The sequence below is a fragment of the Synechocystis sp. CACIAM 05 genome, from assembly GCF_010222815.1.
In the GTDB taxonomy this organism is placed as follows: Bacteria; Cyanobacteriota; Cyanobacteriia; order Cyanobacteriales; family Microcystaceae; genus Synechocystis.
In genome coordinates, this window is sequence record NZ_CP019225.1 from 1,615,722 (window position 1) to 1,641,166 (window position 25,445).

Genomic DNA, 25,445 nt, shown 5'->3' on the forward strand with positions numbered 1-25,445 from the left:
AGGCTCCATAAATCCAATTAACCAATTACCAAAGGGTATTTTTGGGGTCAATCTGGCGGTTATCCATGGCCGGAGTTCTAATGGGTGGCGGGGGCGGCAAAGGCATCGATCGCCGTTCATCAATGGCGGGAGGAGTAGGGGATTGGACAGCGGTCAATTTCAAAAAGGCTTGCCTTAGTAAGGGCAAACAATTGTCCCAAGTAACTTCTTTGTTAACTGGTTCTAACAAGTTGTAGCGTTTGAGCAATTCCTGAATTTGTCCCAGGGTATTTTCTGCTCCCCGATAATTCACCTCAATTTCCGAAACGATGGGTTCAGAGCTCCGTAAAGGGTCCCTCTCCACTGCGGCGATCGCCCGACGAACGGCGGAAGTCAACTCACTGCGATACTGGCGGGCCGCCACCCGACGTTGTTCTTCTACTCCCTTCACGCTGGAGGCATAGAGGGGCGGTAAACGATTGAGGGCGTAGGTTGCCACCTCGGTTAAATTGAGATAATTTCTCAAATTTTTGGGATAAAAACGCAGTTGTTTATCAATCTCTTCATAGACCAACGTTTCCATCACATTGACATGAACGCCGGCATTGACGGGGGCTGAGGACTCGGAGGCGAGAAAATCCATGGCAGAGAGTTGGGGAAAGTGATAACTAGACGAGAAAAATTATCATAGGGGAGCGGGAGCAAAATACTGGGGAAAATACAGAGCAAATACATCCCCGGATTCAAGTGGCACTCCGATTTTAGCTGAATTAAGGGATTCTCGGCCCAGTCATTCAACACAATTTAACTGGTGTGGGATAATGGGACACTCCGTCATTTATCTAGGCTCATTATGCGACTGTCCCAGATGCTCTTTGTCACCCTCAGAGACGATCCAGCGGATGCGGAAATCCCCAGTCATAAACTTCTGGTGCGGGCCGGTTTTATCCGTCGTTTGGGCAGTGGTCTATACGCCTACTTACCTCTGATGTGGCGGGTGCTGGAGAAAGTGAAGCGCATTGTCCAAGAAGAAATGAATCGCACCGGGGCCCAGGAGTGCCTATTGCCCCAGCTACAGCCGTCGGAATTGTGGAAAATGTCGGGACGGTGGGACACCTACACGGAGTCCGAAGGAATTATGTTTGCCCTCCGGGATCGACTAGAACGCGAACTTGGTTTGGGCCCCACCCATGAAGAAGTAATCACGGCGATCGCCAAGGAAATGATCCGTTCCTATCGTCAATTGCCGGTGAATTTATACCAAATTCAGACCAAATTTCGGGATGAAATTCGTCCCCGTTTTGGGCTTATGCGGGGGCGGGAGTTCATTATGAAAGATGCCTATTCTTTCCACAGTGACGAAGCTAGTTTAAAGGCAACCTACGGGGCCATGGACCAGGCCTACAGAAATATTTTTAGCCGCTGTGGTCTAGATTTCCGGCCGGTGGATGCGGATTCCGGGGCGATCGGTGGTTCCGGTTCCCAGGAGTTTATGGTGCTGGCCGATGCCGGGGAAGATGAAATTCTCTACACCGAAGATGGTTTATATTCCGCCAATGTGGAAAAAGCAGTGTCCCTCGCCCCCGATGCTAAACCTTCCCCTTTTAGTGGTTATAAAAAACAGTCAGCCCCCAATACCGCCACGATCGCCAAGATGTGCAAGTGCTTAGACTGTGATGCCAGCAATGTGGTGAAAAACGTTTTATATCAAGCGGTGTACAATTCCAGCAAAACGGTTTTAGTGTTGGTGAGTATCCGGGGTGATCAAGAAGTTAATGAAGTTAAATTAACCAACGAGTTGACCAAACTAGCTCCCAATTATGAAAGCACTAATATTTTAAGTTTGACTGTTCCCGATGAAAAAGAACAGCAAAAATGGGCGGCAAAAGATTTACCGTTGGGTTATATTTCCCCTGGCATTAGTGATGATTACATTGCTAAATATCCAGAAAAATTTAGTGAAGAACAACTGGTAAGTATCTTTGGTAACAACGCAGATATTTTTGTAGAGAGACACGGCCTCTCTCTTGCTGAAATTGAAGGTCGTATAGCCAAGCAACCGCAGCCAAAGCGGGGTGACTTATTGGCAGCACTATCGGGATACAAGTCTCGCTATACAGAACCAACTTTTTTACGCTTGGTGGATCAAACCGCGGTGGATTTGACCAACTTTGCCACCGGCGCTGATGAAGTTGATTACCATGTCACTGGAGCCAATTGGGGCACTGACTTTGACTTACCCAAATTGGTGGTAGATGTCCGGAAAGCTCTGGCTGGTGATCGCCCGGTGCACGATCCCACGGGGGAACTGAAAACTGCCCGAGGTATCGAAGTGGGGCATATTTTCCAATTGGGCACCAAATATTCCCAAGCCATGGGAGCTACCTTCACCAATGAACAGGGGGAAGAAAAACCTTTAGTGATGGGCTGTTACGGCATTGGGGTGTCCCGCTTAGCCCAGGCGGCCGTTGAGCAGAGTTACGACAAAGATGGCATTATTTGGCCCACGGCGATCGCCCCCTACGAAGTAGTCATTGTAGTACCCAATGTGGGGGACGAAGAACAAATGCAGGTGGCCGAGCAAATTTACACAGAATTCCAGGCCGCCGGGGTGGATGTCCTGCTGGATGACCGCCACGAACGGGCCGGGGTCAAATTTAAAGACTCTGAACTCATTGGCATTCCCTATCGGGTTGTCACCGGCAAATCCCTCAAACAGGGACAGCTAGAAGTGGTCAAGCGGGCCAATAAAAGTGTGCAAAATCTGGTGATCGCCGCCGTTGTCCCCACCTTAACTGCCTGGATCAAAGCAGAGAAAAAGACTAGTTAAAACTACTTAGTCCCAGGGCCAGTCCAGTTGCAGAAATAGCACCCTTTTGCCCCAGCTTTTTAGGGAAAAATGCTATGGTCAATGTGTCTTGAATATCTTGAATCACTTTTTCCAGAGGGTAAGTTGTGATGAAATCTTTACTGCGGGGAATTGCCCTATCCGTGTCGGTGTTGATGGCCACAGGAGGCTATGGATTAACCACTTCAGCCCAGGTAGCTCCAGGGGATGACATACCCACCGTGCAAGAGGCTTTGGATACCCCCGATGTAGATGACATCACCGACCAACCCGACCAGTTGATCACTTGGATATGTAAAAACGGTAGTAAAAGTGTTGCTGTAGAAGTTAAGGAGCTGAAAGGTTGGCAGGAAACCATTAACCCAGACCAGACTTGGGCATGCGAACAGAATATTCCCTCTGTTGATCCAGGGGATGCCACTTTTTCTTGTGAAACTAACGCCACCATGGGCTTAATCACTGTCTTTTGGCTAGAAGGGGAAGGCGGTAAAGCAGAGATGACAAGCTGGATGAATAACTTAGCCAATAATCAAAATATGGTCTGCACCCACGGCCAGAGTAATCCCTTTTGGGAATAGAGTTTTGCACTGCCATTTAGCTGGGTTGAGGGGGAAAGAGTTTTCGTCCTTTGGCGACAGTTTCCCCAGCTCCAGTTTGTTAAAGTTAAAACACTGACTATTAACAATTTTCCATGGCAATCCATCTGAAGGCATCACATTTAGGCGTGGCCGTGCTTTTACTCCTTTTCGGTGGGGCGATCGGTGCCGCTGGGGGGGGTTATCTTTTGTCTTCAGGCCAAAACCATTCCTCCCCCGACTCCCCTGTCAACACCAGTCCCCAAAGTCTGACTCCTGCCCCGGTGGAGAGCAATTACCGCAGTGCCCTCCCCCTAACTCTGCCCCGCTCTGCTCAGGATGATCAGGAGCTAAATTTCATCGCCCGGGCTGTGCAAAAAATTGGCCCCGCAGTGGTCAGAATTGATTCGGAAAGGACTGCTGTTTCCCAGGGCGGCCCCATGGGAGACCAACCCTTTTTCCGTCGCTTTTTTGGTGAGGAAATGCCCCCTAACCCCGACCCAAGGGAACAGGGCACTGGCTCGGGTTTTATTTTGAGTTCTGACGGCGAAGTTTTAACCAATGCCCATGTGGTGGAAGGGGCCAGCACAGTTAAGGTCACCCTTAAAGATGGCTCCGTCCTCGAAGGTAAGGTGATGGGAATTGATACGATGACCGATGTGGCCGTAGTGAAAGTTGAAGCGGAAAATTTGCCTGTGGTGGAAATTGGCCAATCCGATCGCCTGCAGCCTGGGGAATGGGCCATCGCCATTGGTAATCCTTTGGGTTTAGATAACACCGTTACCGTTGGCATTATCAGTGCCCTGGGCCGCTCTAGTTCCGAGGTGGGGGTGCCAGATAAACGGGTGCGCTTCATCCAAACCGATGCGGCCATCAATCCAGGCAATTCCGGTGGCCCCCTGCTTAATGCCAAAGGGGAAGTGATTGGGGTCAACACAGCTATCCGAGCCGATGCCCAGGGATTGGGATTTGCTATTCCCATTCAAACGGCCCAAAATGTAGCGGAAAATCTGTTTACCAAGGGCAAAATGGAGCATCCCTACCTTGGCATCCACATGGTTACCCTGACCCCAGAAATGACTAAACAATTGCGGACCAGTGGGGAGTTGCCGGCAGGGGTGACAGCGGACACAGGGGTTTTAATTATTCAAGTCAGTCCAGGTTCCCCGGCGGCCCAGGCAGGGTTGGCCCCAGGGGACATCATTCTCGAAGTGGGGGGCATGGGGGTTAAAACCGCCACTGACGTTCAAGAACGGGTGGAAGTGAGTCAAATTGGTGAACCTTTGGCGATCGCCGTTAAGCGTGGACAAAAACCACAAATGATGGCAGTGCGACCAGGGCCCTTTCCCGAAGATTTGGGTCAATAAAGTCTAGCGCTTTGATTAGTATTTATAAATCCAGTTAATCCTTTGGCAAACTAACGGCTTTGGAAAATATTTTGCACCATGGTTTGGGGTAAGGCCGCCGCCTGATTGTTCAACTCGTCCATCTCCCCCCGCTCCAGTTGCCAACCCAGCGCTCCCAGATTGTCCTGTACCTGTTGGCAGTTTTTTGCCCCTGGAATGGGCATGGTCCCCTGGCATATACACCAGTTCAAGGCTACCTGGGCCATGGTTTTTTCCCGCTCCCTGGCGACCGCCTGGAGAGTATCCAAAAGAGGCTGAATTTTGGGTAATAGTCGCCGGAACAATAGGCCACGGATGCCCGGAGGAAAAGGTCCTTGGGGACCATATTTGCCGGTCAACAGCCCCAGGGTCAGGGGACTATAGGCAATTAATTTGATGCCCAATTGCTCACAGAGTTCCTTCAAGCCTAATTTGCTGACGGGATCGGTGGAAAGCAAGGAATATTGCACCTGCAGACTGACAATGCTAACTCCCTCATTCTGACAAAAGTCATAGGCCTTTTGCAGACGCTTGGGACCGAAGTTGGATAAACCTAAAGCCTTAGCGTGGCCCCGTTGGCAAAGTTGGACTAAACCCTTGAGCAAAGGTTGTTCTTGCCAGGGAGCATAGTTGGCCGTGGACCAATGGAGTTGGACTAGATCAATCGGTCGCTGTAGTCGTTGCTGGGAAGCCATGCCGGCCCCAACCATAGCTTGGGGAGTGAGTCGCCACGGGTATGGAGCTAATTTGGTGGCCAGGCAAATTTTGTCTTCGTTGAGTCCTTCATAGGCTTGGGAAAATTGCCCCAACAGTTTTTCACTTTGTCCTTGGAGTCGGCCGGTGCCATAGGAATCTCCAGTGTCAAAAAAAGTTATTCCCGCCGCCACACATTCCCTAAACACCCGTTCCAGTTCTCCATCCATAGCAGGCTGGTAACCCCAGAGCAATTTGTTACCCCAAGCCCAGGTGCCACAACCCATGGCCGGCCAAATAATCGGGGAAGTATCTGTGGTGCTAACTGTCATAGGCCATAGCTAGTTGGTTACAAAGTTTGACGGGGCTGAATTTTACCAAAAAAACACCTGTTGGGACGTTACTCCCTGCAAGTTAAGTCTTTTCAATACATTTGCCATTTTCACCCGACCCTAGTCTAAGACCAATCCTAACCAGATGTGCATAAACTTAAATACGTCTTAAAATATGTCTAATTTTGGGTGGCTACTTTCAGGGAGACAAAACAAATGCTCTTTCGCAATTTAGCAAAATTATGATACACTCACTTTGTTTATTTGCAAAGAATTTACCCTGCATTTTACAATTTTAAAGAATTTTTGATTTTATTTCAAATATCATTCAACACTTCCATTTCAAATCAAATTAATTTTTATCATTTGCTCCCATGGAGTCCAATTTTTTAACAACTATTTTTTTGCCTCTGGCCCTTTTTTTGATTATGTTTGGCATGGGGCTTGGGCTTACTACTAAAGACTTTAATCGCATTTGGCTAGAACCCAAAGCCGTTGCAATTGGTTTAATCGCCCAATTAGTTATGTTGCCCATGGTGGGATTCGGGCTGTCATCTTTGTTTTCTTTGTCCCCAGAGTTAGCAGTGGGGTTAATGATTTTGGCCGCCTGTCCCGGTGGCTCCACTTCCAATGTAATTACCTATTTGCTCAAAGGCAACGTGGCCCTTTCCATTACCCTAACTGCCATCAGTAGTTTGGTCACGATCATCACCATTCCCCTGGTGGTTAATCTGGCGGCAAATTATTTTATGGGGGAACAATTTGCTCTCCAACTTCCTTTTCTCAAAACTGTTCTACAAATTGCCGTAATTACCATTATTCCGGTTAGCTTGGGCATGATTTTTCACCATTTTCTGCCTAAAATTGCCATGGTAATGGAGAAAAATGTTAAATGGCTTTCCCTATTTTTTCTTGGTATTATTATCGTTGCTATTCTAGTCAAAGAGCGGGAAAACTTGGCAGACTTTTTCCTCCAAGTGGGGGGAGTAACTGTAACGCTCAATCTCCTCACTATGGGGCTGGGTTATGGCATTGCTATCTTGGCGGGGCTAGGGCTTGCTGAAAGAAAATCTATCACCATTGAAGTGGGTATCCAAAACGGTACTTTGGCGATCGCCATTGCCACAACTCTTTTAAATGCTCCTATTATGGCCATTCCTGCTGCTATTTATTCCGTTGTCATGTTCTTGACCAGTAGCATTTTTGCTGGTTTGCTGAAAGCTAAATTATTTAGTGGGCTCAAATCTACATAAAAACTTTTTCCGTAACAAACCCATGGTCAAAGCTTTTATGCAAGAAATATTCTGGCCGTTAAGTTTGGCATTGTAACTTACTAGTAAACTATCAGAAGTTAGGAAGATTGACGATTACCTTGCTTGGTGGTGTGGGGCAGTTTGAAAGAGAGATGACGCTAGAGCGTCAGCGTGAAGGGGTAGCTAAAGCTGAAGAGAAGTATGAGGCTAGAAAACCTATCAGTGATGGTGTACCGGAACAGGTTGTAACTCTTGTACGTCATGGTAGTTCTAAAGCTTATGTAGCAAGGGAGTTGGGTATCAGTCAGGCTACTGTGTATCGAATCCTTGGCTTCTCTATTCCTTGCAAACGGGCTATAAAAGGAAAGATTTTATGAAAAATTACTATTAACGAATAGAAAAATGATGGAGGTTTAATCCATCAACTTATTAACTCTAAGTTAGGATTACTAAATGTTATGTACCTTGTTACCTAGTGAGATATAAATGAATAAGATTAATATAAATACCCACTTACTTTCTCCAAGACAAAAACCAGATAGTTCTGATTATTTAATTCATCTAACAGATAAAAAGGGTTTAACAAATATCTTAAAATCCAATCAGTTAAATAAAGGTATAATTTTGGCTAAAAGAGACAGAATCTCTTTTACAGAAACACCTCTATATGGACTTGGTTTTTTTAATAGAAGATGGCCTGATTACAAAGGGGGTAAGAATATTAAATATGGGATAGGCTTTACCAAAGAATTTCTTATAAAACAAGGTGCCAAACAAGCTATTTATTTAAATAAAAAAACAATAAAATCTGTTAAAGAATCTCTCTTGACACTAGCATCTCTAAATAAGGAACAAAGAGACGAATTAGCCACAAAATATGGTTTAAGTATAAACAAAATAGAACAAATATTAGATGAACTAAGAGAAACATCAACAGATAATGGCGAGATATATTCAAAAGGAGGTTTTACATGGGAAAGGGAGTGGGTTTTCAACACTAACAACGCTCAAGGTTTTGAGTTTGATTATGAATATGTGGCGCTTATATGTTGTCCTAAAGAAGAGCAGTTATATTTTTGGAAAATGATTAAAGACATCTATCCGATGAAGCCAAATCCTGAAAAAAGCCTTAATTTTAAGTGGATTAAAGGAATGCGATTTATTGATATTGATTATATGTATAAACAAACAATTTCTATCTTTGATAAACTAGATGATTATGAAGTAAATTATCAAAAATTTACTCATGTTTTAACGTTCGACTCTTTTGCGTCACTAAAAAAAGTTCACGGAATTAAAATAGCAACAGAAAAAATCAGGGATATTATTCTCCTCTCTGATTTGAAAGAAGACAATTGTATAGACGAAAACTTATTACGCCTAATTATTTTGAGCACATTTGATAATCTGTTGGTTGAACTAAAGGAAAATCATATTTCTAGTTTTTGGGAAAATCATTATAAATCTTCTTTGGAATTACTATCTGAAAGATATACATTTTCAAATTTATATGAACTCTTCCAGCTTGCTATTTTAGATGAAAAAAACTTGCGTTTTAATATAATTCAAGCACTTGTTGCTTTCCATCTAGATTATCATTCATTTGATCATCCTCTTGACTGTCTTGATACTATTCTTAAGGAAGATAAGATTAATCAAAAGGGATTTATCAGCAAATATACGATTGGACATGACTACGGAAAAGAATGGCAAGATTTATTTTGGAAATATCTTTATGATGTAGAGACAGTTATTAAAGAAAATTTATTTGATTACTTAATTAATAATGACTTTGAGAAAGAATAGATATAAAACAAATATAAGTTTTTGAAAAATGGAATTATATGCCTAAGCCAAAACCTTTCAATGCCCCCCCATAGTGTCTTTGCCTATGGTGCTAGAGAGTTTGCTGACGGCAGTCTCTACAAAGAAGACCCTTACAGTTTATTGTAAGCGTAAGGGCATCGATAGGTGGAGGGGAAGTGACTTCATTAAGAATGATTGAAATAAACACGTTTACTGATACCTAGCAACAGCACAGCATAATGTTTGTGGAGAATTCCCCTGTACCCCACCGCTCACCTATCCGTAGAGTTGGGAATTTATCGCTAATCATCAGTTAAAGGTACACTGTAGCCTGAACCTGTTGCCGTAACGACCTTAAACCATCGCATTATGGATTTAAAAGCTTTAATTCGGGATATACCGGACTTCCCCAAGCCAGGCATTATGTTTAGGGATATCACCACCCTGCTCAATAGTCCGGAGGGACTGCGCTACACCATCGACTCCCTGGTGGAACAATGTGAAAGCCAGGAACTTGTGCCGGACCATGTGGTGGGTATGGAATCCCGGGGGTTTTTATTTGGCATGCCCCTTGCCTATCAAATGAATGCCGGTTTTATCCCTGTACGAAAACCAGGCAAATTACCAGCCCCAGTCCACCGAGTTGAGTATGATTTGGAGTACGGCAAAGACTCTTTAGAAATCCATCAGGATGCGGTAGCTCCCCACCATCGGGTGTTAATTGTGGACGACTTAATCGCTACGGGGGGAACCGCCAAGGCCACTGCTGAATTGTTAACTAAGCTTGGCTGTGAGGTGTTAGGTTTTGCTTTTATCATTGAGCTTGCGGCCCTCAATGGCCGTCAATGTTTACCTGATTTACCAATTATTTCCCTGGTGGAATATTAGGAATTCCCATGGTATTCAGGACATTGTATTCCAGCGGTTTTAAGGACCTATTGGCATCATTTGTTCACCAGAATTGACCCATTAAAGATTGGGCAATATCGGGGGAATTTAATCCGATTCTTCTCCAAACTTGGGGTTCCGGGGGTAATTTTTAAAAAAATTCTAATTACCCTTACCTTTGTCGCCACCAGGTAAACACCGCTAGCCCTAGGCCGATTAGGGGGACAATCACCCAGGTTAACCATCCCAAAACTGTGGCTCGTCGCACTCCTAGATTAATACGGCGATCGGTGGGGTCTTTGGCCCGCACATTAAGGGGTTGGTCAACGTTTTCTGCTAACCATTGCACACTGTTGAGAAAAATATCACCGTTGACAGCTTCGTTAAACCACGCATTGGTGGCAAAGGCGGCACTACCCACCACCACCATCTTGGCAGAGGGAAGCTCTGGGTCGCCATTTTGTTGGGCTGTTTGGGCCTGATCATTGCCACTGTCTTCGTTTTCACCGGCCGGTGATTCTTCCCGATCGCCAGCTTGATTGCCGTCATTTTCTGGCATTGCCTCTGGTTGATTGGTGCCATTGGCGGTGGGACTAAGACTGGGGGATGCTGAGGGATTAGGGGAAGGGTTAATTGCTTCGGGTTCACTATTACTGCTCGTCTCGGTTTCCCCGGCTGAACTGGATTCTTTTCCTTCCCTGGTCAAAGCCACAGCCACATCAAAGGGGCCTAACAAGTCCGTTTCCGGGTTTGGTTGCAGGTCTTCACTGATTAGTTGGGTGGCATACATTAAATCCGAAGCTTCCACTAGGGTGGTGGCTTGAATATGGGGTTGTTCCTTGGTGGCCACGGGGCGTACTAGGGGAAAAATGGCGATCGCCCCTTGGAGTTTTTCGGTGATGGGATGGTTGCCATAACGATTAAAAATGGGCACGGTGGGGTCAAGGCCAAACACACCACCAGCTCCGGAAAGATCGATTACCAGTCTGGGATCAAAACTTACGCCCCAGGGTTGCAGGAGGTCTTCCAAGCCGGCATCAGCTTCCGGGGAGACCATCACTAATAGGTTACCCCCTTGGTCAGTGTACTGCTTTAGGGTGGCAATTTCCGGCGCTAAAAACTTGCGGGTCGGCCCGGCAATGACCACTGCATCGGCGTCTTCTGGAATGCCTCCATCGGTGACTACGTTGAGGGGTTGGACTGTCACACCAAGATTTTCGAGGGCGGTCACTGCGGTGGAGATCCCCCCTGGTTCGTTATTGAGGGGCAATTCCCCATGGCCCTGCACGAGGTAAACCTGTGGTATTTCCTGGCGCTGGGCTTTGGCAATGGCATTGGTGAGTTGAATTTCAGAAAGGTCTTCCCGTTGCTGGAAGCTGAGTAGATTTTGAACTAATTGTTTCTTGTCGCCATACTCGATGAATACATCCCCCTTATTTTGCACATTAAAGTCCTGTACCAATTTAGGGCGGCGATCGGGGTGCACAAATTCAAAACTAAATTGATCGCTGAAACGTTGGTAATTTTGCAGTAGCCTCCGATCTTTTTCACTGGGGGCATCGTCGAAAATCCAGACTTTGAGGGGTTTTTCCAGCTCTGCCACTAAGCTCTGACTTTGGGGGGCGAGGGTAAACCGTTGATTTTCGGTCAAATCCCAGGCAACGGGATAACGAAAAGCAATGTAGTTAATGAGGGTTAAAATCACCAACACCGCTAGGGTGGAAGCAATCACGTTAGCGCTAGATTGGGTCGATCGCCGGCCGAGAAAACCTTGGGATCTTTGCCAAAGCCAGGTCCACCAGAGGAAGAAAAAAATCACTGCTATGGCCATTAAGCCTAGGTATAACTTACTCATTACCCCGGTTACCCCTAGGGCAATGCCCCCCGCCAAGCCAAAGGCGATCGCCAGTAAGAAGGCATATTTCCCGTAAGTCCGAAATAGAGCAGTAAGCGGAGCCATAGGTGATGTGATGCGAAATCCTCTGTATCGTATCTTACCGAAACGGGCTGGCCATATATGGGGCGATAGTTCTAGCTGGCTTAACCAAAATTTTTAAACTGGGTGACATTGGGCACAGATCAGCAAATAATTGGTGTTAGCCCTGCCATGCTAATTATTGTCCCCTGCCGCCATGACCACCGCCCCTTTACTCTGCCTGTGTCTGCTCCTCATTACCTATTTGATGGGGTCTATCCCCACTGGTTACCTCGCAGGAAAGCTTTTATTAGGCATTGATATCCGGGAGCATGGTTCCAAATCCACCGGAGCCACCAATGTGTTTCGTACCCTGGGGAAACCAGCGGCGATCGCCGTTTTAGCCATTGATATCAGTAAGGGGGTAATGGCTGTGACCTTGGTGCGGGCTATCTATAGCGGGGATTGGTTGCCTGCCCTACCAGCGGCCTGGCAAAACTGGTTAACTTTGGGGGTGGCCATTGCGGTGGTGCTGGGTCACAGCAAATCCATTTTTCTCAAGTTTTCCGGTGGGAAATCCGTTGCCACCAGCCTGGGGGTGTTATTTATGCTCAACATCTGGTTGGCCCTGGGCACTTTAGCCACCTTTTTGACCGTAATTTTCTTCACCCGCATTGTTTCCCTGAGCTCCATTGTGGCGGCGATCTCCGTTAATGGCATTGCGTTGGCTCTCCAATTACCCGCCCCCTACCTTGCTTTTACCTTTCTAGCGGGGATGTATGTGATTGTTCGTCACCGGACCAATATTGAACGCATATTACAGGGTACAGAGCCCAAGTTAGGGGAAAAAGTCTCTTCAGTACCGGACAGAAAAGGGGTTGCCTAGCCATGGCCGGATTCCCTCGCTTTAGCGAAATCGGATTAGTTTAACCTGAGTTCAAAAAGAAAGAAATGGTGAAAAAGGCTGAGGATGACCCAAACAAACCCTCTTTAGGCATTCGACAGTATGAACTCAGTACCCTCCCACTGCCCACTTTTTAGGTCTCGAACGCCCATTTCAGAGCATTTTTAATGCAGACAGCACCGGTTCTAGCGCGGCTTGAACGGCCTGGAGATGGCGGTCAATCATCTCCGGTGACTCATGTTCACGGCAACTATCTTCCAACTGCTGAGCTGTATGGTGCACATTTTCTATTCCCAGCAGTGCCGCTGCACCCTTGATGCTGTGGGCATAGCGAGTTGCCGCTGTGGAGTCGTCGCTGGCTTGCTCTGTTCTAAATTGATCTGCAAAGTTGGAGTAGTGATCGCCAAATTTAACCAAAAGCCGGTGGTAAAGCTCCACATTTTCGATATATTGCATGCCAATCTGTTGATTAATGCCCGTCATGGAAGAAAATGACAAATCTGCTTTTAGATTGCTGCTTGGATTTTTTTTCTCCCTGGCAGAATTGGGCAGAATCCAATGGGCTAGGGTTTGGAAAAGTAGATCCGGCTTAATTGGCTTGGTTAAATGGTCATTCATGCCTGCATCTAGGGCTTTTTCCTGATCGCCGGCCATGGCATTGGCGGTCATGGCAATAATGGGCAGATTGCGGTGATATTCCTGTTGCCGGATGACCCGGGTGGCATCATAACCATTGAGCATCGGCATTTGAATGTCCATTAAAACGGCATCGTAGGTATTACTGGTCAACAAAGTTAAAGCTTCTTGGCCGTTATTGGCCACTTGTACCCGCAACCCTTTAGAAGTTAGTAGATCATGGGCAAATTCCCGGTTAATCTCATTGTCTTCCACCAGTAAAATGCTGGCCCCCTCCAGTTGGGCGATCGCCTGGGTTACCGATGGTTTCGCCTCCAGAATGGAGACCCGACTAACCAGATAATCCTGGGCCACCGCCGGGGAAGCTGTTCCCAAACAAACCGTGAAATGAAAGGTGCTTCCTTGGCCCACCACGCTCTCCAGCCAAATATCTCCTCCCATCAACTCCGTTAGGGATTTACTGATGGCTAAACCCAACCCCGTGCCCCCGTACTGGCGGGAGGTGGAGGTTTCCCCCTGGTTAAACCATTGAAATAGTTTGCTTTGTTGGTCTGGGGTTAAACCAATGCCCGTATCTGTGACCGAAAATTCTAGTTTGGTTTGCTCGTTTTCGGTTTTTAACAACTGGCCCCGAATGGTAATTTCGCCTTGGTTGGTGAATTTGACTGCATTGTTGCCCAGGTTGATCAAAATCTGGCTGAGACGGAGGCGATCGCCAACTAAAACCGGGGGAATTCTAGGATCAAGATGAAAGTTAAGGGTTAAACCTTTGGCCTCCGCTTGTATGCCTAAAATACTGTGGAGATTACCCATCACTTCTTCCACGGAAAAAGGCTTTTGCTCAAGCTTTAATTTGCCCGCTTCCATTTTGGAAAAATCTAAAATATTGTTGATAATTCCCAACAATAACTCCCCCGCATACTGGACTTTTTGGAGATAGTTCCGTTGTTGACTGGTCAAATCCGTTTGCAAAACCAACTCGCTCATGCCAATGATGGCGTTCATGGGGGTGCGGATTTCATGGCTCATATTGGCGAGAAACTCACTTTTGGCTTTGGTGGCCTTTTCCGCTTCCAGTTTGGCTTGAAATAAGCGTTCTTGGCTGTTTTCTAGCTCTTGAGTTCGCTCCTGAATCCGTTGCTCTAATTTTTCATTGAGGCGTTCTAGGGAAATTTGTGCTTCCTGTAACTCCGTAACATCTTGGATAGTTCCCCTGGATAAAAGGGGCAGATTATTTTTATTAAAAACGGTATTACATTGCTCTTGAACATACTTAATCCGACCATCGGGCATTAGGAGGCGATGGACAATATCGTAGGGTTGATATTTTTGCAGATGGCACTGATAGGCTTCATCGACCAACTCTCGATCGCCGGGATGAATGAGATTGAGAAAGGCTTCATAGGTTCCAGCAAAATCCTGGGGAGTAATTTCAAATAAGTCAAATACCTCCGGTGACCAAAAAATTTTATTTGTGGAAAAATCTAGCTCCCAATTACCAATTTTGGCGATCGCCTGGGCCAGGCGGTAACGGTTTTCACTTTCCGTTAATTTTTTGACTAGGCGACGGGAACGGGCAATGCGCCAGATTTCATTAGAAATTAGTTGCACGGTTTCCACATCCTGGTCAGTGTAAAAAACATCCTTATTACCAACCCCGGTGAGCATCACCACTTTGCCATCGTCGATAACAGGGACGCTGATCAACCGGGCTAAATAGGCATGGCCCTCCGGCAAACCTTTTTTCCCTTGGTGGGTGGCGTAATCATTGATCAACACCGGGCGACGGAGTCTCAACGCATCGGCCCAAATGCCTGCTTCTTCCACGGGATAATGGCTAGCGGCTACAACACGACAATAGTTGGCCAAGGTGGCCCGGGACCAAGCCACCAATTCAATGGTCTGTTCGTCATCATTGACAAAATGAATAAAGGCGATCTTACTTTTCGTCAGTTCCTCTGCAAACTCCTGACCCCGTTGTAAAAATTCCACCTCACTCAGGCGATCGGCGTACTGGGGTAATTCCAACAAAACATTGGACCGCCGTGCTTGAAAAGCTAATTGCGCCTTGGTTTGCCGATCTTTTTTGAGCAAATAAGTCAGCCATAACACCCCGATAAACGCCAGTCCGAACCCCACCAATCCTAGATGTGGACTTATTCTTTCGATCATTGGCTTTATCTGCTCCACTTTGGCCTCGGTGGGAACCGTTTCAATCTGGGCAAAACTTTCCCCCCGACCAATTCCTGTCCCCCAACCTTCAACGCAATCGGTGCATTTTGACTCCTCTATGGCCACCGCTTGTTCCGTATCCCTCAACTGGCTGGCAGATAACTCCATGGAAGTGAGTAAGACCACTAACACCCAGAATCTGGCCGTACTACGCAACGGAGAAAATGTGTTGAGGAAAAAAGACTTCATTCTGGGGGAGACAGATGATTGCTAATGTCCCGGCTGATATAGACTAGACTAGTTTGATTTTAATTTATTCCAACAAACATCAGCGGATTTTTGCGCCCATCCGCACAACGATATTTTCCAGCAAAACTATAGATTCACCGCTATAGATGAAGTCGACATTTACCTATTACTCTGCTTCAAATATTTTTATCAAGCCAGTTACGACAAAAGTGTTTTTAGGGGCCAAACCCTGTTCAGAGAAAATTTAATTGGGGCAAAATATTGGCAGTTTCAGCCAGTTGATCTAGCTCCCGTTGCATCTCCGTTTTCACCAGTTGATAACACTGCTCGACATAATCCTTATCTTTAGCGGCGTCGTTGCCGTAACGCTCAAAGTAGATCGGCGGACAGATGCGAGTGTGCATAGTCAACGGTAAAGGCACATGGGGCAGGGGACCTAACGCTAAACCCCAGGGCAAACCCAGGTAAATGGGAAAAACCACCGGGTCCACGTCCAATAACCAAGGCATGCCAAGGCTGTGGAGGTATTTAACTTGGTCGTAGCAATCTCCCATAACCAACAGAGTTTCGTGGGAACCGACGGCGATCGCCGGGACGATGGGCACCCGCTGTCTTAAAGCCAATTTGATAAATCCTTTACGACCGGCAAAATAAATTTCATGTCGTTGGCTAAAGGGACGAAATACATCCTGGGCTCCACCGGGGTAAACCAACACACTGGCCCCGGATTGCAGAGCGGCGATCGCCATTTTGGGATGAGCTTGGACTGCCCCCACCTTAACGGCCAACTCTGCCAGGGGACGGCTCATTTTCCAAACCGTGGGATGCATTAAACCGTACACAGGGCGATGTAAACCCTGGCAACGAAACCAGTCGTAAATCATCATCACCATATCCGGTGAAGAAAGGCCGCCATTATGGGAACCCACCAGCAATACCTGTCCCGGCGGTAAATTTTCCCAGCCACTGGTCTGCACCCGGAAATAGTATTTGTAAAACCATTCCCAAAAAGGCATTAACCGTTTGATGGTTTCCGGATCCCGCCCCCCCAAAGACCAACCGTCCAGGGCAGGATTACACTCAAACAACGGCGATCGATCACTGGTCGCTCTTAGCACAAAAATATTAACCGTTTAGTAGGGCTTCAACAAATTCATAGCTGGAAAAGGGACGCAAATCCTCAATGCCTTCCCCTGCTCCAATAAAGCGAATGGGTAGATTCAACTGCTGGGCTACTGCCAAGGCCACCCCTCCCTTAGCACTGCCATCTAATTTGGTCAGCACCACTCCGCTCAATTTGGCGGCCTCGGCAAATACTTCTGCCTGGCGTAAACCGTTTTGCCCCAGGGTAGCATCCAACACCAATAAGGATTCCACCGTGGCGTTGGGGGCCTTTTTGTCGATAATGCGCCGGATTTTGGCCAGCTCGTCCATCAAATTTTTCTTATTTTGTAACCGCCCCGCCGTATCCACTAAAAGCAAATTAACGTTACGGGATTGGGCTGCACTAATGCCGTCATAGACCACCGCCGCGGGGTCAGTGTTTTGCCCAGGGTTAGCAATGACGGGCACGCCACTCCTTTCTCCCCAAACTTTCACCTGTTCCACCGCCGCCGCCCGAAAAGTGTCCGCCGCTGCAATCACACAGTCATAGCCCGATTGCTTCGCCATAAAGGCTAGCTTACCGATGGTGGTGGTTTTGCCGGCCCCATTAACCCCCGTCAATAACCAGACATTCAGCCCTTCCGCTTCCGGGGCAAATTCAGTACTGGGCAGGGATAACAAAGGGCGATCGAGGATGGAACGCAAAATTTCTTTGAGAAATTCAATGGCCTGTTCCGGGGGCAATGCTTCCTCTCGCAACTTGTCCTGAAGGGTGGTGATGATGTAATCGGTTGCTTCAATGCCCACATCCGCCTGGAGCAAAATGGCTTCAATTTCCTCCACTGCCGCGTCATTGAGGGGCCCCTGGCCCACGATGGATTTAAGTTGGTTGACTAGGTTAACCCTGGTTTTACTCAGTCCCTGCCGCAGTTTCCTCAGCCAATCAATTTCTTCCGCCGACACATCCGCTGCCGATCGCCCTTGGGCCGCTAGGACCTTGGCTGACCACATGAAGTCATCGTCCATGGCCATGGATTCAGCAGTTAGGGTGCCCGCCACTGTGGCTTCTTCCACCGCCGTTTCTTTTAAGGCTTCTAGGCGATCGGACTTTTGTAACCAAGCGGGGCCGGTTGTTATTTCGGTTTCAGGAGAAGGGAGATCTGCCTCTGTAGCTGTTGCTTGGTCAGATTCGGGGGCAACAACTATTTCTTCTGCGGTTTTTTCTATTCCTGCTTCAACCGTGATCGCTGCGGCAGACTCTGGCGGGCTAACAGTTTCCGCTTTACGGGCCTGAATATTTTGGTACGCCGCTTTAGCCCATTGGAGATAATCCTCTGGGTTGACAGTGTCTGAGCTTGGTTCCTCGGGGGGGGGAGCAGCTAATTCCGTTGTTTGAGAATCTTCCTCGCTGGGGGATTCGGTTTCTGCCTGGATTACCTCCGGTGCCAATTCAGGACTAACCTCCGCCCCTTCCGGGGGAGCAGACTCGGGGGCAGTGTTATCTTTACCAAACTGACGACGGAACCAATTAAACATACGTTTGCGAAAAATACGAAGCCGGCCAAAATTCTAGGCGATCGCCCTGGGATGGAAATCCCACTGTTTTCAAATGACCATTGTGCTTAGTTTATCGGTTTTTCCCACACCGGGGAGGCAGGGGCTAAAAACCAGGGCAATTTTTCCTTTTGCCACCTAGGGATGAGCGCTTCAGTTTTCTTAGGCAGTTTAATTGGGCTGATCCTTAACGGTTACGGGCAAATCCTTCGCTCCGGCATAAAACACCAAAATTTTCACAGGGCCCTCCCCCACGTTGCGGCCATTGTGTACTGTGTTCACCACTTCAGCGATGGCGTCCCCGGTTTTGATGAGCTTTTTCTGCCCATTTAGGAGGGTGACCTCCAATTCCCCTTCCAGCAAAATGCCAAAGGAGGGCACTGGATGGGAATGCCAACCCGTTTCGGCACCGGGGGCAATTTCGATCATCATGCCAGTGATTTCCGCTTGGCCTTCTGGGTAAGCCAGAGGTTGACCATCCCAACTAGTTTCGGTTTTGAGGATGGTTTCTACCTTAATTGCTTCCGCTGGCTCGAAAGCAAAAACCGTGGGTTGGCAAGCAAGAACTGTGGCTAGGGCAAAGAAGCTGGAGATAAATTTCATGGTGCTCAGGGTCTAATGTTGCTAGTCTTAACCAATTCTGCGCCATAAATCTTAATTTCAGCCCATTAACCCCAAACTTTTCCCTTGGCTAGGCTTTTTGCCGGAATATTACGGCGATCGCCATACAGTCACAAAACCTGTACTTCTTTAATAGACCATGGCCATTACCCCTTATCGGCGAACTCAGCGGCGATCGTTTTAAAAGTGGGATGAATAGCCATAAACGCATCAACCACATCGGGATCAAAGTGTTGGCCGTAGCCGGCTTCGATAATGGCCACCGCCTCTTCGTGGGGCATCGCTTCCTTATAAACCCGACTACTAATTAAAGCGTCATAAACATCGGCGATCGCCATCAAACGGGCCGCAATGGGAATATCATCCCCCGATAGCCCTTGGGGATAACCGGTTCCATCCCATTTTTCCTGGTGAGAATAGGCAATTTCCTTGGCTAGTTGCAAAAAATCCACCTTCATTCCCAAACTTTTTTCCGCTTGGACAATGGCATCCCGCCCCAAAGTGGTGTGGGTTTTCATAATTTCAAATTCTTCTGCTGTTAAGGGACCGGGCTTAAGCAGAATGTGGTCCGGCACTCCCACTTTGCCAATGTCATGGAGGGGAGCCGATTTATAGAGCAAATTGATGGTGTGATCGGTCAAAAATTTCTGGAAGCGGGGATGCTTTTTTAATTGCTCAGCCAAAGCCCGGACATAATTTTGGGTACGGCGGATATGATTACCCGTTTCATGATCCCTAGTTTCCGCCAGGGAAGCCATCACCTGAATAGTTACATCCTGAATCGCCATCACCTCCTGGGTACGTCTGGCCACTTCCTGCTCTAGGAAAGCATTTTTATCAAGCAAAAAATCCGCCGCCGCTTTGATCTTCAACTGGGTATTAACCCTGGCCATCAGAATCGGTGGACTAACGGGCTTAGTAATATAATCCACTGCCCCTAGTGCCAGCCCTTTGCGTTCATCCTCAATTTCTGACTTGGCCGTGAGAAAAATTACGGGAATCCTCTGGGTGGCCCGATTTGCTTTTAAATGGGCACAAACTTCATAGCCATCTATGCCCGGCATCATAATGTCCAGCAGAATTAAATCCGGTGGGGGCAAAGTTTGGGCAACCTTGAGGGCTTTTTCCCCGTTATTGGCAATTTTGACCCGGTAGTAATCTTTCAATAATCCACTCATCAAAGCTAGATTATCCGGGGTGTCATCCACAACCAAAATGGTGGCTTTTGAGCTGGGATCGGGGGGAGTGTTCATTTTCAATAGTCAAAGATAAATAATGAGTATGTATAGCTAATTCAATCAAAAATAGGGCAACATAAACGGCTAAAGTACTTTTAATACAAGCTTTGTAGAAATCGCTATTGCTACTGTCTGAATTTTATTTCCACCAGCCATAAATTGTGATACGGTCTTTTTTGCCTTTTAGATACATGTTCAGCGGAATTTAAATAGGGTAAACCCGCTTGTTGCCCTGCCCAAATCACTGACGAAGTTCAATTCTAAAAATTGATCCCTTGGGATAATTATCCACAACACTTATTGTGCTTCCATGGGCTTCGACAATAATTTTGCAAAAGGCTAAGCCCAGTCCAATTTGGGCAACCCCTTCTAGCATGGGGCCAATTTCGTATTTGCCAAAAATCCGTTCCCGCAGTTTTAGGTCTATGCCTGGCCCTTGGTCGGCAATGGCCACCACTGCGACGGCATCATCTGGATAGGCCACTGAAACTATGACTTCACTCTGGGAGGGGGAAAACTTAATGGCATTGCTAATCAGATTTTCGATGGCTCGACGGAACAGTTGGGCATCTACATTAACTGGACGATGGGGAGCGGGGGGATATTGGGTGATGAGGTTAATCTGTTTCTGGGCAATACTTTCCCTTAGGGTAGCAATGGCAATTTCACACAGGGCACAAAGCTCAGTGGATTGATAGTTCAATGTCAGAGCATGGGATTCCAGTTGGGCTTTAAGCAACAGGTCTTCCACCAGATTTTGTAGTTGTTGGGTGCTTGTTTGAATGGACTTGAGCTTTTTTTGTTGACGATCTAGGGGCAAGTCAGGCTTGTTCAATAACAGCTCGGTGGCCAGGCTAATGCTGGAGAGGGGATTGCGGAGGTCATGGACAATCATGTTCACCATGTCTTCCCGAAATTTGAGCAGGCGGGTGAGGCGATCGTAGGCGGCTTTGAGGTTGAGATGGGTACGTACCCTGGCCAGGAGAATGGGGGGACTGATGGGTTTGGTGATGTAGTCCACTGCGCCGAGGGAAAAACCATGTTGTTCGTCTGCTACCTCGGTTTTGGCGGTGAGGAAAATAACTGGAATATTCTTGGTTTGGGTATCAGCTTTGAGCTTGGTGCAAACTTCGTAGCCGTCTATTTCCGGCATCATAATATCCAACAAGATTAAGTCCGGTGGCGGCATAGATGCGGCGATCGCCAAGGCCTGTTCCCCTTTGCTGGCAATTTTGATGCGGTAATGATCCTTGAGCAAACCACTGAGCATGGTCAAAGTATCGGGGGAGTCATCCACAATCAGCACGGTTGCTTTGTTGCCCTTGGTTGTTGCTGTATCCATGGGTGATGGCGAGAGAAAAAGTTAGTGGCCTAAGCCGCTGGGGCTTAAAAGGGGTGACTGGGTTTAGTGTAATCCGTTTTTCTGATCCCCTAGGGTTGGGAAAATTGGCGGGCGGTGGTGAGGGCGGCGAGGGCGGCTTCAAAGTCGAAATTATTGATGCCAGCGGCGATCGCCGGGTAATGGTCTGGAAATGCTTGGCGTAAAAGATCCCCATGGTTTTGGAGGAGGTCGGCGGCTTCTGCATCATCTTCCCCCAAAAGTTGGGCTAAATGGTCACAAATTTGCTCTAATTGTTCCCGATCTAAGGTTACAGCCACAGTTGTGGTTTCCAGCGGTAGATTACTGGTCAATTGGGCAATTAGATTATCCAGGCGATCGCCTAGGTTGGTAAGTAAATTTTCAACCTCTGGCTGGGGCCACTGCTCTTTAATCGCTTTTTCCAACTCCGCCGCTTCCTGTTGTAGCTCCTGGGCCCCAATGTTCCCGGCAACTCCTTTCAAGGTATGGGCCAACCGTTCGGCGAAGCCATAGTCTTTTTCCCCTAAAGCCTGAGTAATTTCCGGCAGAAAAGAACTTTGACTGGCCACAAACTTATGGAGCATTTTCAGATACAAACTTTTTTTGCCCAAAACCCGCCGCAAACCATCATCGCTGTTCAGTCCAGGGATATGGGGAATGGATATTTCTGGATCGCTAGTATTGATGGCCGATTCTTCTATCGTTTCTGGGGCTAGGGGGGAGTCCACCGGAATCCAGTGGAGTAGCTTATTCCACAATTCTTCTGGTTCAATGGGTTTGCCTAAATGGTCATTCATGCCTGCTTGCAAACACCGTTCCCGATCGCCCTGCATCACATTGGCCGTCATGGCCACAATGGGTAACTGAGCGTAACGAGGATTCTTGCGAATGGCGATCGTTGCCTCGATGCCATCCATTTCCGGCATTTGCATATCCATTAAAACCAAGGCGTAAGCATTATTGTTCAGTCTTTCCAGAGCAATTAAACCATTGGCCGCCACATCGACGTTGAAACCCACATCCCGTAATAATTCCGCCGCCACTTCCTGGTTAATTTCATTGTCCTCCACCAACAAAATGCGGGCCCCGCGAATACGCCGTAATTTTTCCAAGGCCAAGTCTTCCGCCCCAATACCCGAAGATTGTCGCATTTCCTGGGCCAGGGCCGTGGGATCCCCCAGCACCCTCGCCAAACTGTCGAATAAAACAGAGGGACTAATGGGCTTGACCAAAACATCATCAATGCCGAGGCTTTTGGCTTTAACAAACAATTCTTCCCGACCGTAGGCAGTGACAATAAAAATCGACGGCTGATGGTTTAAATCCATGGCTTTCAAACGACGGGCCACTTCCAAGCCATCCATATTGGGCATTTGCCAATCAATGAAAACAATGCTGTGGGGATGGTTCTCCCGATCAGCTTCTGCTAAAAAATTAAGGGCTTCCGGCCCGCTCTCCACCGTTTCTACCACAAACTTCATCTGCTCCAACAAATCTTTCATCACCAGGCGGGCATGGTCGTTATCGTCCACCACCAGCACCCGTTTACCTTCCAGATCTTTGCTCAAAACCAGACGGCGGGGTATGACATTACTTTTCTGCAAACAGACCTTGGCCCAGAAAGTACTGCCTTGGCCGTATTCGCTTTCAACGCCCACTTCTCCCCCCATCAGTTCCGCAATGCGTTTGCAGATGGCCAAACCCAACCCTGTGCCGCCAAAATTCCGGGTAGTGGAGGAATCCGCCTGTTGAAAACTGTTAAAGAGATTGGCAATGTGCTCTGGTTTAATGCCAATGCCCGTATCTTTCACCGCTAGGTAAAGCACCACGTCCTGGTCACGGTATTTCTGGAGCCTGACCACAATGGTAATATCCCCCTGCTCGGTGAATTTGACTGCATTATTGGCATAGTTAATCAGAATTTGCCCCAGACGGAGGGGATCGCCGATGAAGTGGCGGGGTAGGTTACGGTCAATGTCAAACAGCAGTTCTAAACCCTTATTGGTGGCCTTTTCACTGATCAAAGTGGCAACGTTATCCAGCACCTTATCCAGGTCAAAATCAATGCTTTCCATGGGCAATTTGCCCGCTTCAATTTTAGAAAAATCGAGAATATCGTTAATTACCCCCAGCAGATGCTGACCAGAAAACCGAATTTTATGCAAATATTCCCGTTGACGGGGGGTCAGGTCAGTTTTCAAAGCCAGATGGGTCATGCCGATGACCGCATTCATGGGGGTACGGATTTCGTGGCTCATATTGGCTAAAAAATCTGCTTTGATGCGGCTGGCTTCCTCCGCCAGTTCTTTGGCTCGTTTCATTTCTGCTTCGGCGGCCTTAATGGGGGTAATATCTGCTAACCAGCCTAAGATGCCCCTTTGCCCTTCGTAGTCCGTAGCCAAAAAGGTAGCCAAAATGTCCCGGATTTCGCCTTTGGGATTATACATTTTGTACACCCGGCTTTGACTGCGGCCAAACTGGGTCAGTTCTTCTAACATTTGCTGGCGATCGCCTAGGTCCACATAGATCTTTTGGGGCGAATCCCCTACTTTTAAATCCACCAGTTCACCGATGTGGGGATTGGCAAATTGGGTAATGCCATTGACGGTAATGGCCACCCCGACGGGGGCGGAATCGAGCACTGATTGCAGATGTTCCCGTTGTCGCAAAATTTGTTGCTGGGCTTCTTGACGGGCGGAAATATCCCGCACAGAGGCAAAAATATTCATTTCCCTTTGGCTGAGGGAAGGCAAGCTAGTCAAACTAACTTCAATGGGAAACTCCGAGCCATCGTAACGGGTGCCGAGGATTTCAAATTCTTCTTGATCTAGGGGGCAGGTGGGGCCCACGTCCTCCCCTTCCTGGAGCAGATGGAGGGATTGTTGCAATAGTTCTGCCAGGCCCAGCAGGGCAATGGATTGGCCAATCAGTTCTGTTTGGGAATAGCCAAACAACTTTTCTATGGAAGTATTGGCCAAAATGATATTTCCCTGGGCATCCAGCACCATAATGCCTTCCGGAGCATACTCGATAATTTGCCGATACCAAGATTCCGTTGCCACTAGGATTTTTTGCTGTTGATTTTGGATGCTGATTTCCCGCAAAACAAACAGCATTACCCCGCCGGTCAAAAGGGTGATGGAAATGGTGACGGCGATCGCCACTTCCTGAATATCAATACCTTGGATAAAAAATTCTCCCCAGGGGCGGCAGATAAAGTGGGTGGCCGTCATGGCGGTGTAGTGCATACCCGATGTGGCCAGACCCATCACCAGGGCGGAACTCCCCAAAGCTGGCCCGTGGGTCGTGTGGAAAATTTTGGCGGAATGGAAGCGGAATAATAGGACCACAAAGGCCAACATGACCGCAATGACCAGGGAGAGGACAAATAGGGGCAGTTCGTAGTAAATATTGCCGTGTAACTCCAGCGCCGCCATGCCGCTATAGTGCATAGTGCCAATGCCCAAACCAAACCAGATAGCCCCCACCATGAGGTTTTTCGCCGTCGGGGCCTGGAAACTCAAAAAGTTCAGAGCGTAAATGCTAGCGGCGATCGCCGGTATAACAGAAATAAACGTGATCAAGGGATCGTAGCTGATGGGGCAGGGCAACTCAAACCCCAGCATGCCAATGAAGTGCATGGCCCAAATACCTAACCCCATAACAGTCCCACTGAGGGCTAAGGCAATTTTCCGTGACCAACGCCCCGGCAACGATAGGGCGGAACTGGCCATCAAGAAAGCCATATAGGCAGTAAAAATGGCGATCGCCACAGAGAGCAGAACTAATTTAGGGTCATAGGAACCCTGATAATTAAGCTGGTCAGCGTTGAAGGGACTAAGAAAACTCTAACAGGTTGCCAAAACATAAGTTGCCCATAGATATGACTATGCTAATCCACCTAGTCTTATTCCTGCCCCAATAATGACGAAC

Annotated in this window: 18 protein-coding genes; 8 read left to right on the forward strand and 10 right to left on the reverse strand. The window is 47.6% G+C overall.

Features of this window, described 5'->3' with window-relative positions; genetic code table 11:
* Window positions 1-25 precede the first annotated feature (25 nt).
* Window positions 26-622 (reverse strand): late competence development ComFB family protein, encoded by a 597-nt coding sequence (locus BWK47_RS07770; RefSeq protein WP_162328210.1) that lies wholly within the window; start codon window positions 620-622, stop codon window positions 26-28.
* Between the two features lie 210 nt (window positions 623-832).
* On the opposite strand from BWK47_RS07770, the gene proS reads away from it, so the two are divergent.
* From proS to BWK47_RS07785, 3 genes are all read left to right on the forward strand, one after another.
* Window positions 833-2,809, forward strand: a complete 1,977-nt coding sequence (proS, locus tag BWK47_RS07775) for a proline--tRNA ligase (protein WP_162328211.1) — start codon at window positions 833-835, stop codon at window positions 2,807-2,809.
* A gap of 128 nt (window positions 2,810-2,937) precedes the next feature.
* Complete coding sequence (locus BWK47_RS07780; protein WP_237269941.1) at window positions 2,938-3,405, forward strand: hypothetical protein; 468 nt, start codon at window positions 2,938-2,940, stop codon at window positions 3,403-3,405.
* 113 nt (window positions 3,406-3,518) lie between these two features.
* Window positions 3,519-4,769, forward strand: coding sequence for an HhoA/HhoB/HtrA family serine endopeptidase (locus tag BWK47_RS07785; RefSeq protein WP_010872631.1), 1,251 nt, complete (start codon window positions 3,519-3,521; stop codon window positions 4,767-4,769).
* A gap of 50 nt (window positions 4,770-4,819) precedes the next feature.
* Here the strand turns inward: BWK47_RS07785 and BWK47_RS07790 are convergent, their stop codons facing one another.
* A complete protein-coding gene (locus tag BWK47_RS07790) occupies window positions 4,820-5,812 on the reverse strand; it encodes an aldo/keto reductase (protein WP_162328213.1) in 993 nt (330 codons plus the stop codon).
* A gap of 374 nt (window positions 5,813-6,186) precedes the next feature.
* Between BWK47_RS07790 and BWK47_RS07795 the strand changes: the two genes are divergently transcribed.
* The 4 genes from BWK47_RS07795 (at window position 6,187) to apt (ending at window position 9,759) form a co-directional block, all read left to right on the forward strand.
* Window positions 6,187-7,065 (forward strand): bile acid:sodium symporter family protein, encoded by an 879-nt coding sequence (locus BWK47_RS07795; RefSeq protein WP_162328214.1) that lies wholly within the window; start codon window positions 6,187-6,189, stop codon window positions 7,063-7,065.
* 107 nt (window positions 7,066-7,172) lie between these two features.
* Window positions 7,173-7,442, forward strand: coding sequence for a helix-turn-helix domain-containing protein (locus tag BWK47_RS07800; protein WP_237269943.1), 270 nt, complete (start codon window positions 7,173-7,175; stop codon window positions 7,440-7,442).
* Window positions 7,443-7,551: 109 nt separating this feature from the next.
* Complete coding sequence (locus BWK47_RS07805; RefSeq protein WP_162328215.1) at window positions 7,552-8,871, forward strand: hypothetical protein; 1,320 nt, start codon at window positions 7,552-7,554, stop codon at window positions 8,869-8,871.
* Window positions 8,872-9,240: 369 nt separating this feature from the next.
* Window positions 9,241-9,759 carry an adenine phosphoribosyltransferase gene (gene apt, locus BWK47_RS07810; RefSeq protein ID WP_010872626.1) on the forward strand — a complete coding sequence of 173 codons (519 nt, stop codon included), beginning with the start codon at window positions 9,241-9,243 and terminating at the stop codon, window positions 9,757-9,759.
* Window positions 9,760-9,931: 172 nt separating this feature from the next.
* Here the strand turns inward: apt and BWK47_RS07815 are convergent, their stop codons facing one another.
* The gene (locus tag BWK47_RS07815; protein WP_162328216.1) at window positions 9,932-11,719 is read right to left on the reverse strand and encodes a GldG family protein; all 1,788 of its coding nucleotides are present in this window, start codon (window positions 11,717-11,719) and stop codon (window positions 9,932-9,934) included.
* 172 nt (window positions 11,720-11,891) lie between these two features.
* On the opposite strand from BWK47_RS07815, the gene plsY reads away from it, so the two are divergent.
* Window positions 11,892-12,560, forward strand: coding sequence for a glycerol-3-phosphate 1-O-acyltransferase PlsY (plsY, locus tag BWK47_RS07820; protein ID WP_162328217.1), 669 nt, complete (start codon window positions 11,892-11,894; stop codon window positions 12,558-12,560).
* A 171-nt stretch (window positions 12,561-12,731) separates the two neighbouring features.
* Here plsY and BWK47_RS07825 read toward each other — a convergent pair whose 3' ends face one another.
* The 7 genes from BWK47_RS07825 to BWK47_RS07855 form a co-directional block, all read right to left on the reverse strand.
* Window positions 12,732-15,635: a response regulator gene (locus BWK47_RS07825; protein WP_162328218.1), complete on the reverse strand. Its 2,904-nt coding sequence runs from the start codon at window positions 15,633-15,635 to the stop codon at window positions 12,732-12,734.
* Window positions 15,636-15,868: 233 nt separating this feature from the next.
* On the reverse strand, window positions 15,869-16,753 hold the full coding sequence (locus tag BWK47_RS07830; RefSeq protein ID WP_162328219.1) for a lysophospholipid acyltransferase family protein: 885 nt from the start codon (window positions 16,751-16,753) through the stop codon (window positions 15,869-15,871).
* Between the two features lie 7 nt (window positions 16,754-16,760).
* Window positions 16,761-18,275 (reverse strand): signal recognition particle-docking protein FtsY, encoded by a 1,515-nt coding sequence (gene ftsY / locus BWK47_RS07835; RefSeq protein WP_162328220.1) that lies wholly within the window; start codon window positions 18,273-18,275, stop codon window positions 16,761-16,763.
* 189 nt (window positions 18,276-18,464) lie between these two features.
* Window positions 18,465-18,896 carry a cupin domain-containing protein gene (locus tag BWK47_RS07840; protein ID WP_010872620.1) on the reverse strand — a complete coding sequence of 144 codons (432 nt, stop codon included), beginning with the start codon at window positions 18,894-18,896 and terminating at the stop codon, window positions 18,465-18,467.
* Window positions 18,897-19,060: 164 nt separating this feature from the next.
* Window positions 19,061-20,167, reverse strand: coding sequence for a response regulator (locus BWK47_RS07845; RefSeq protein ID WP_162328221.1), 1,107 nt, complete (start codon window positions 20,165-20,167; stop codon window positions 19,061-19,063).
* Window positions 20,168-20,393: 226 nt separating this feature from the next.
* Complete coding sequence (locus BWK47_RS07850; RefSeq protein ID WP_162328222.1) at window positions 20,394-21,494, reverse strand: hybrid sensor histidine kinase/response regulator; 1,101 nt, start codon at window positions 21,492-21,494, stop codon at window positions 20,394-20,396.
* Window positions 21,495-21,583: 89 nt separating this feature from the next.
* A complete protein-coding gene (locus BWK47_RS07855; protein WP_237269946.1) occupies window positions 21,584-25,285 on the reverse strand; it encodes a response regulator in 3,702 nt (1,233 codons plus the stop codon).
* Between the last annotated feature and the right edge of the window lie 160 nt (window positions 25,286-25,445).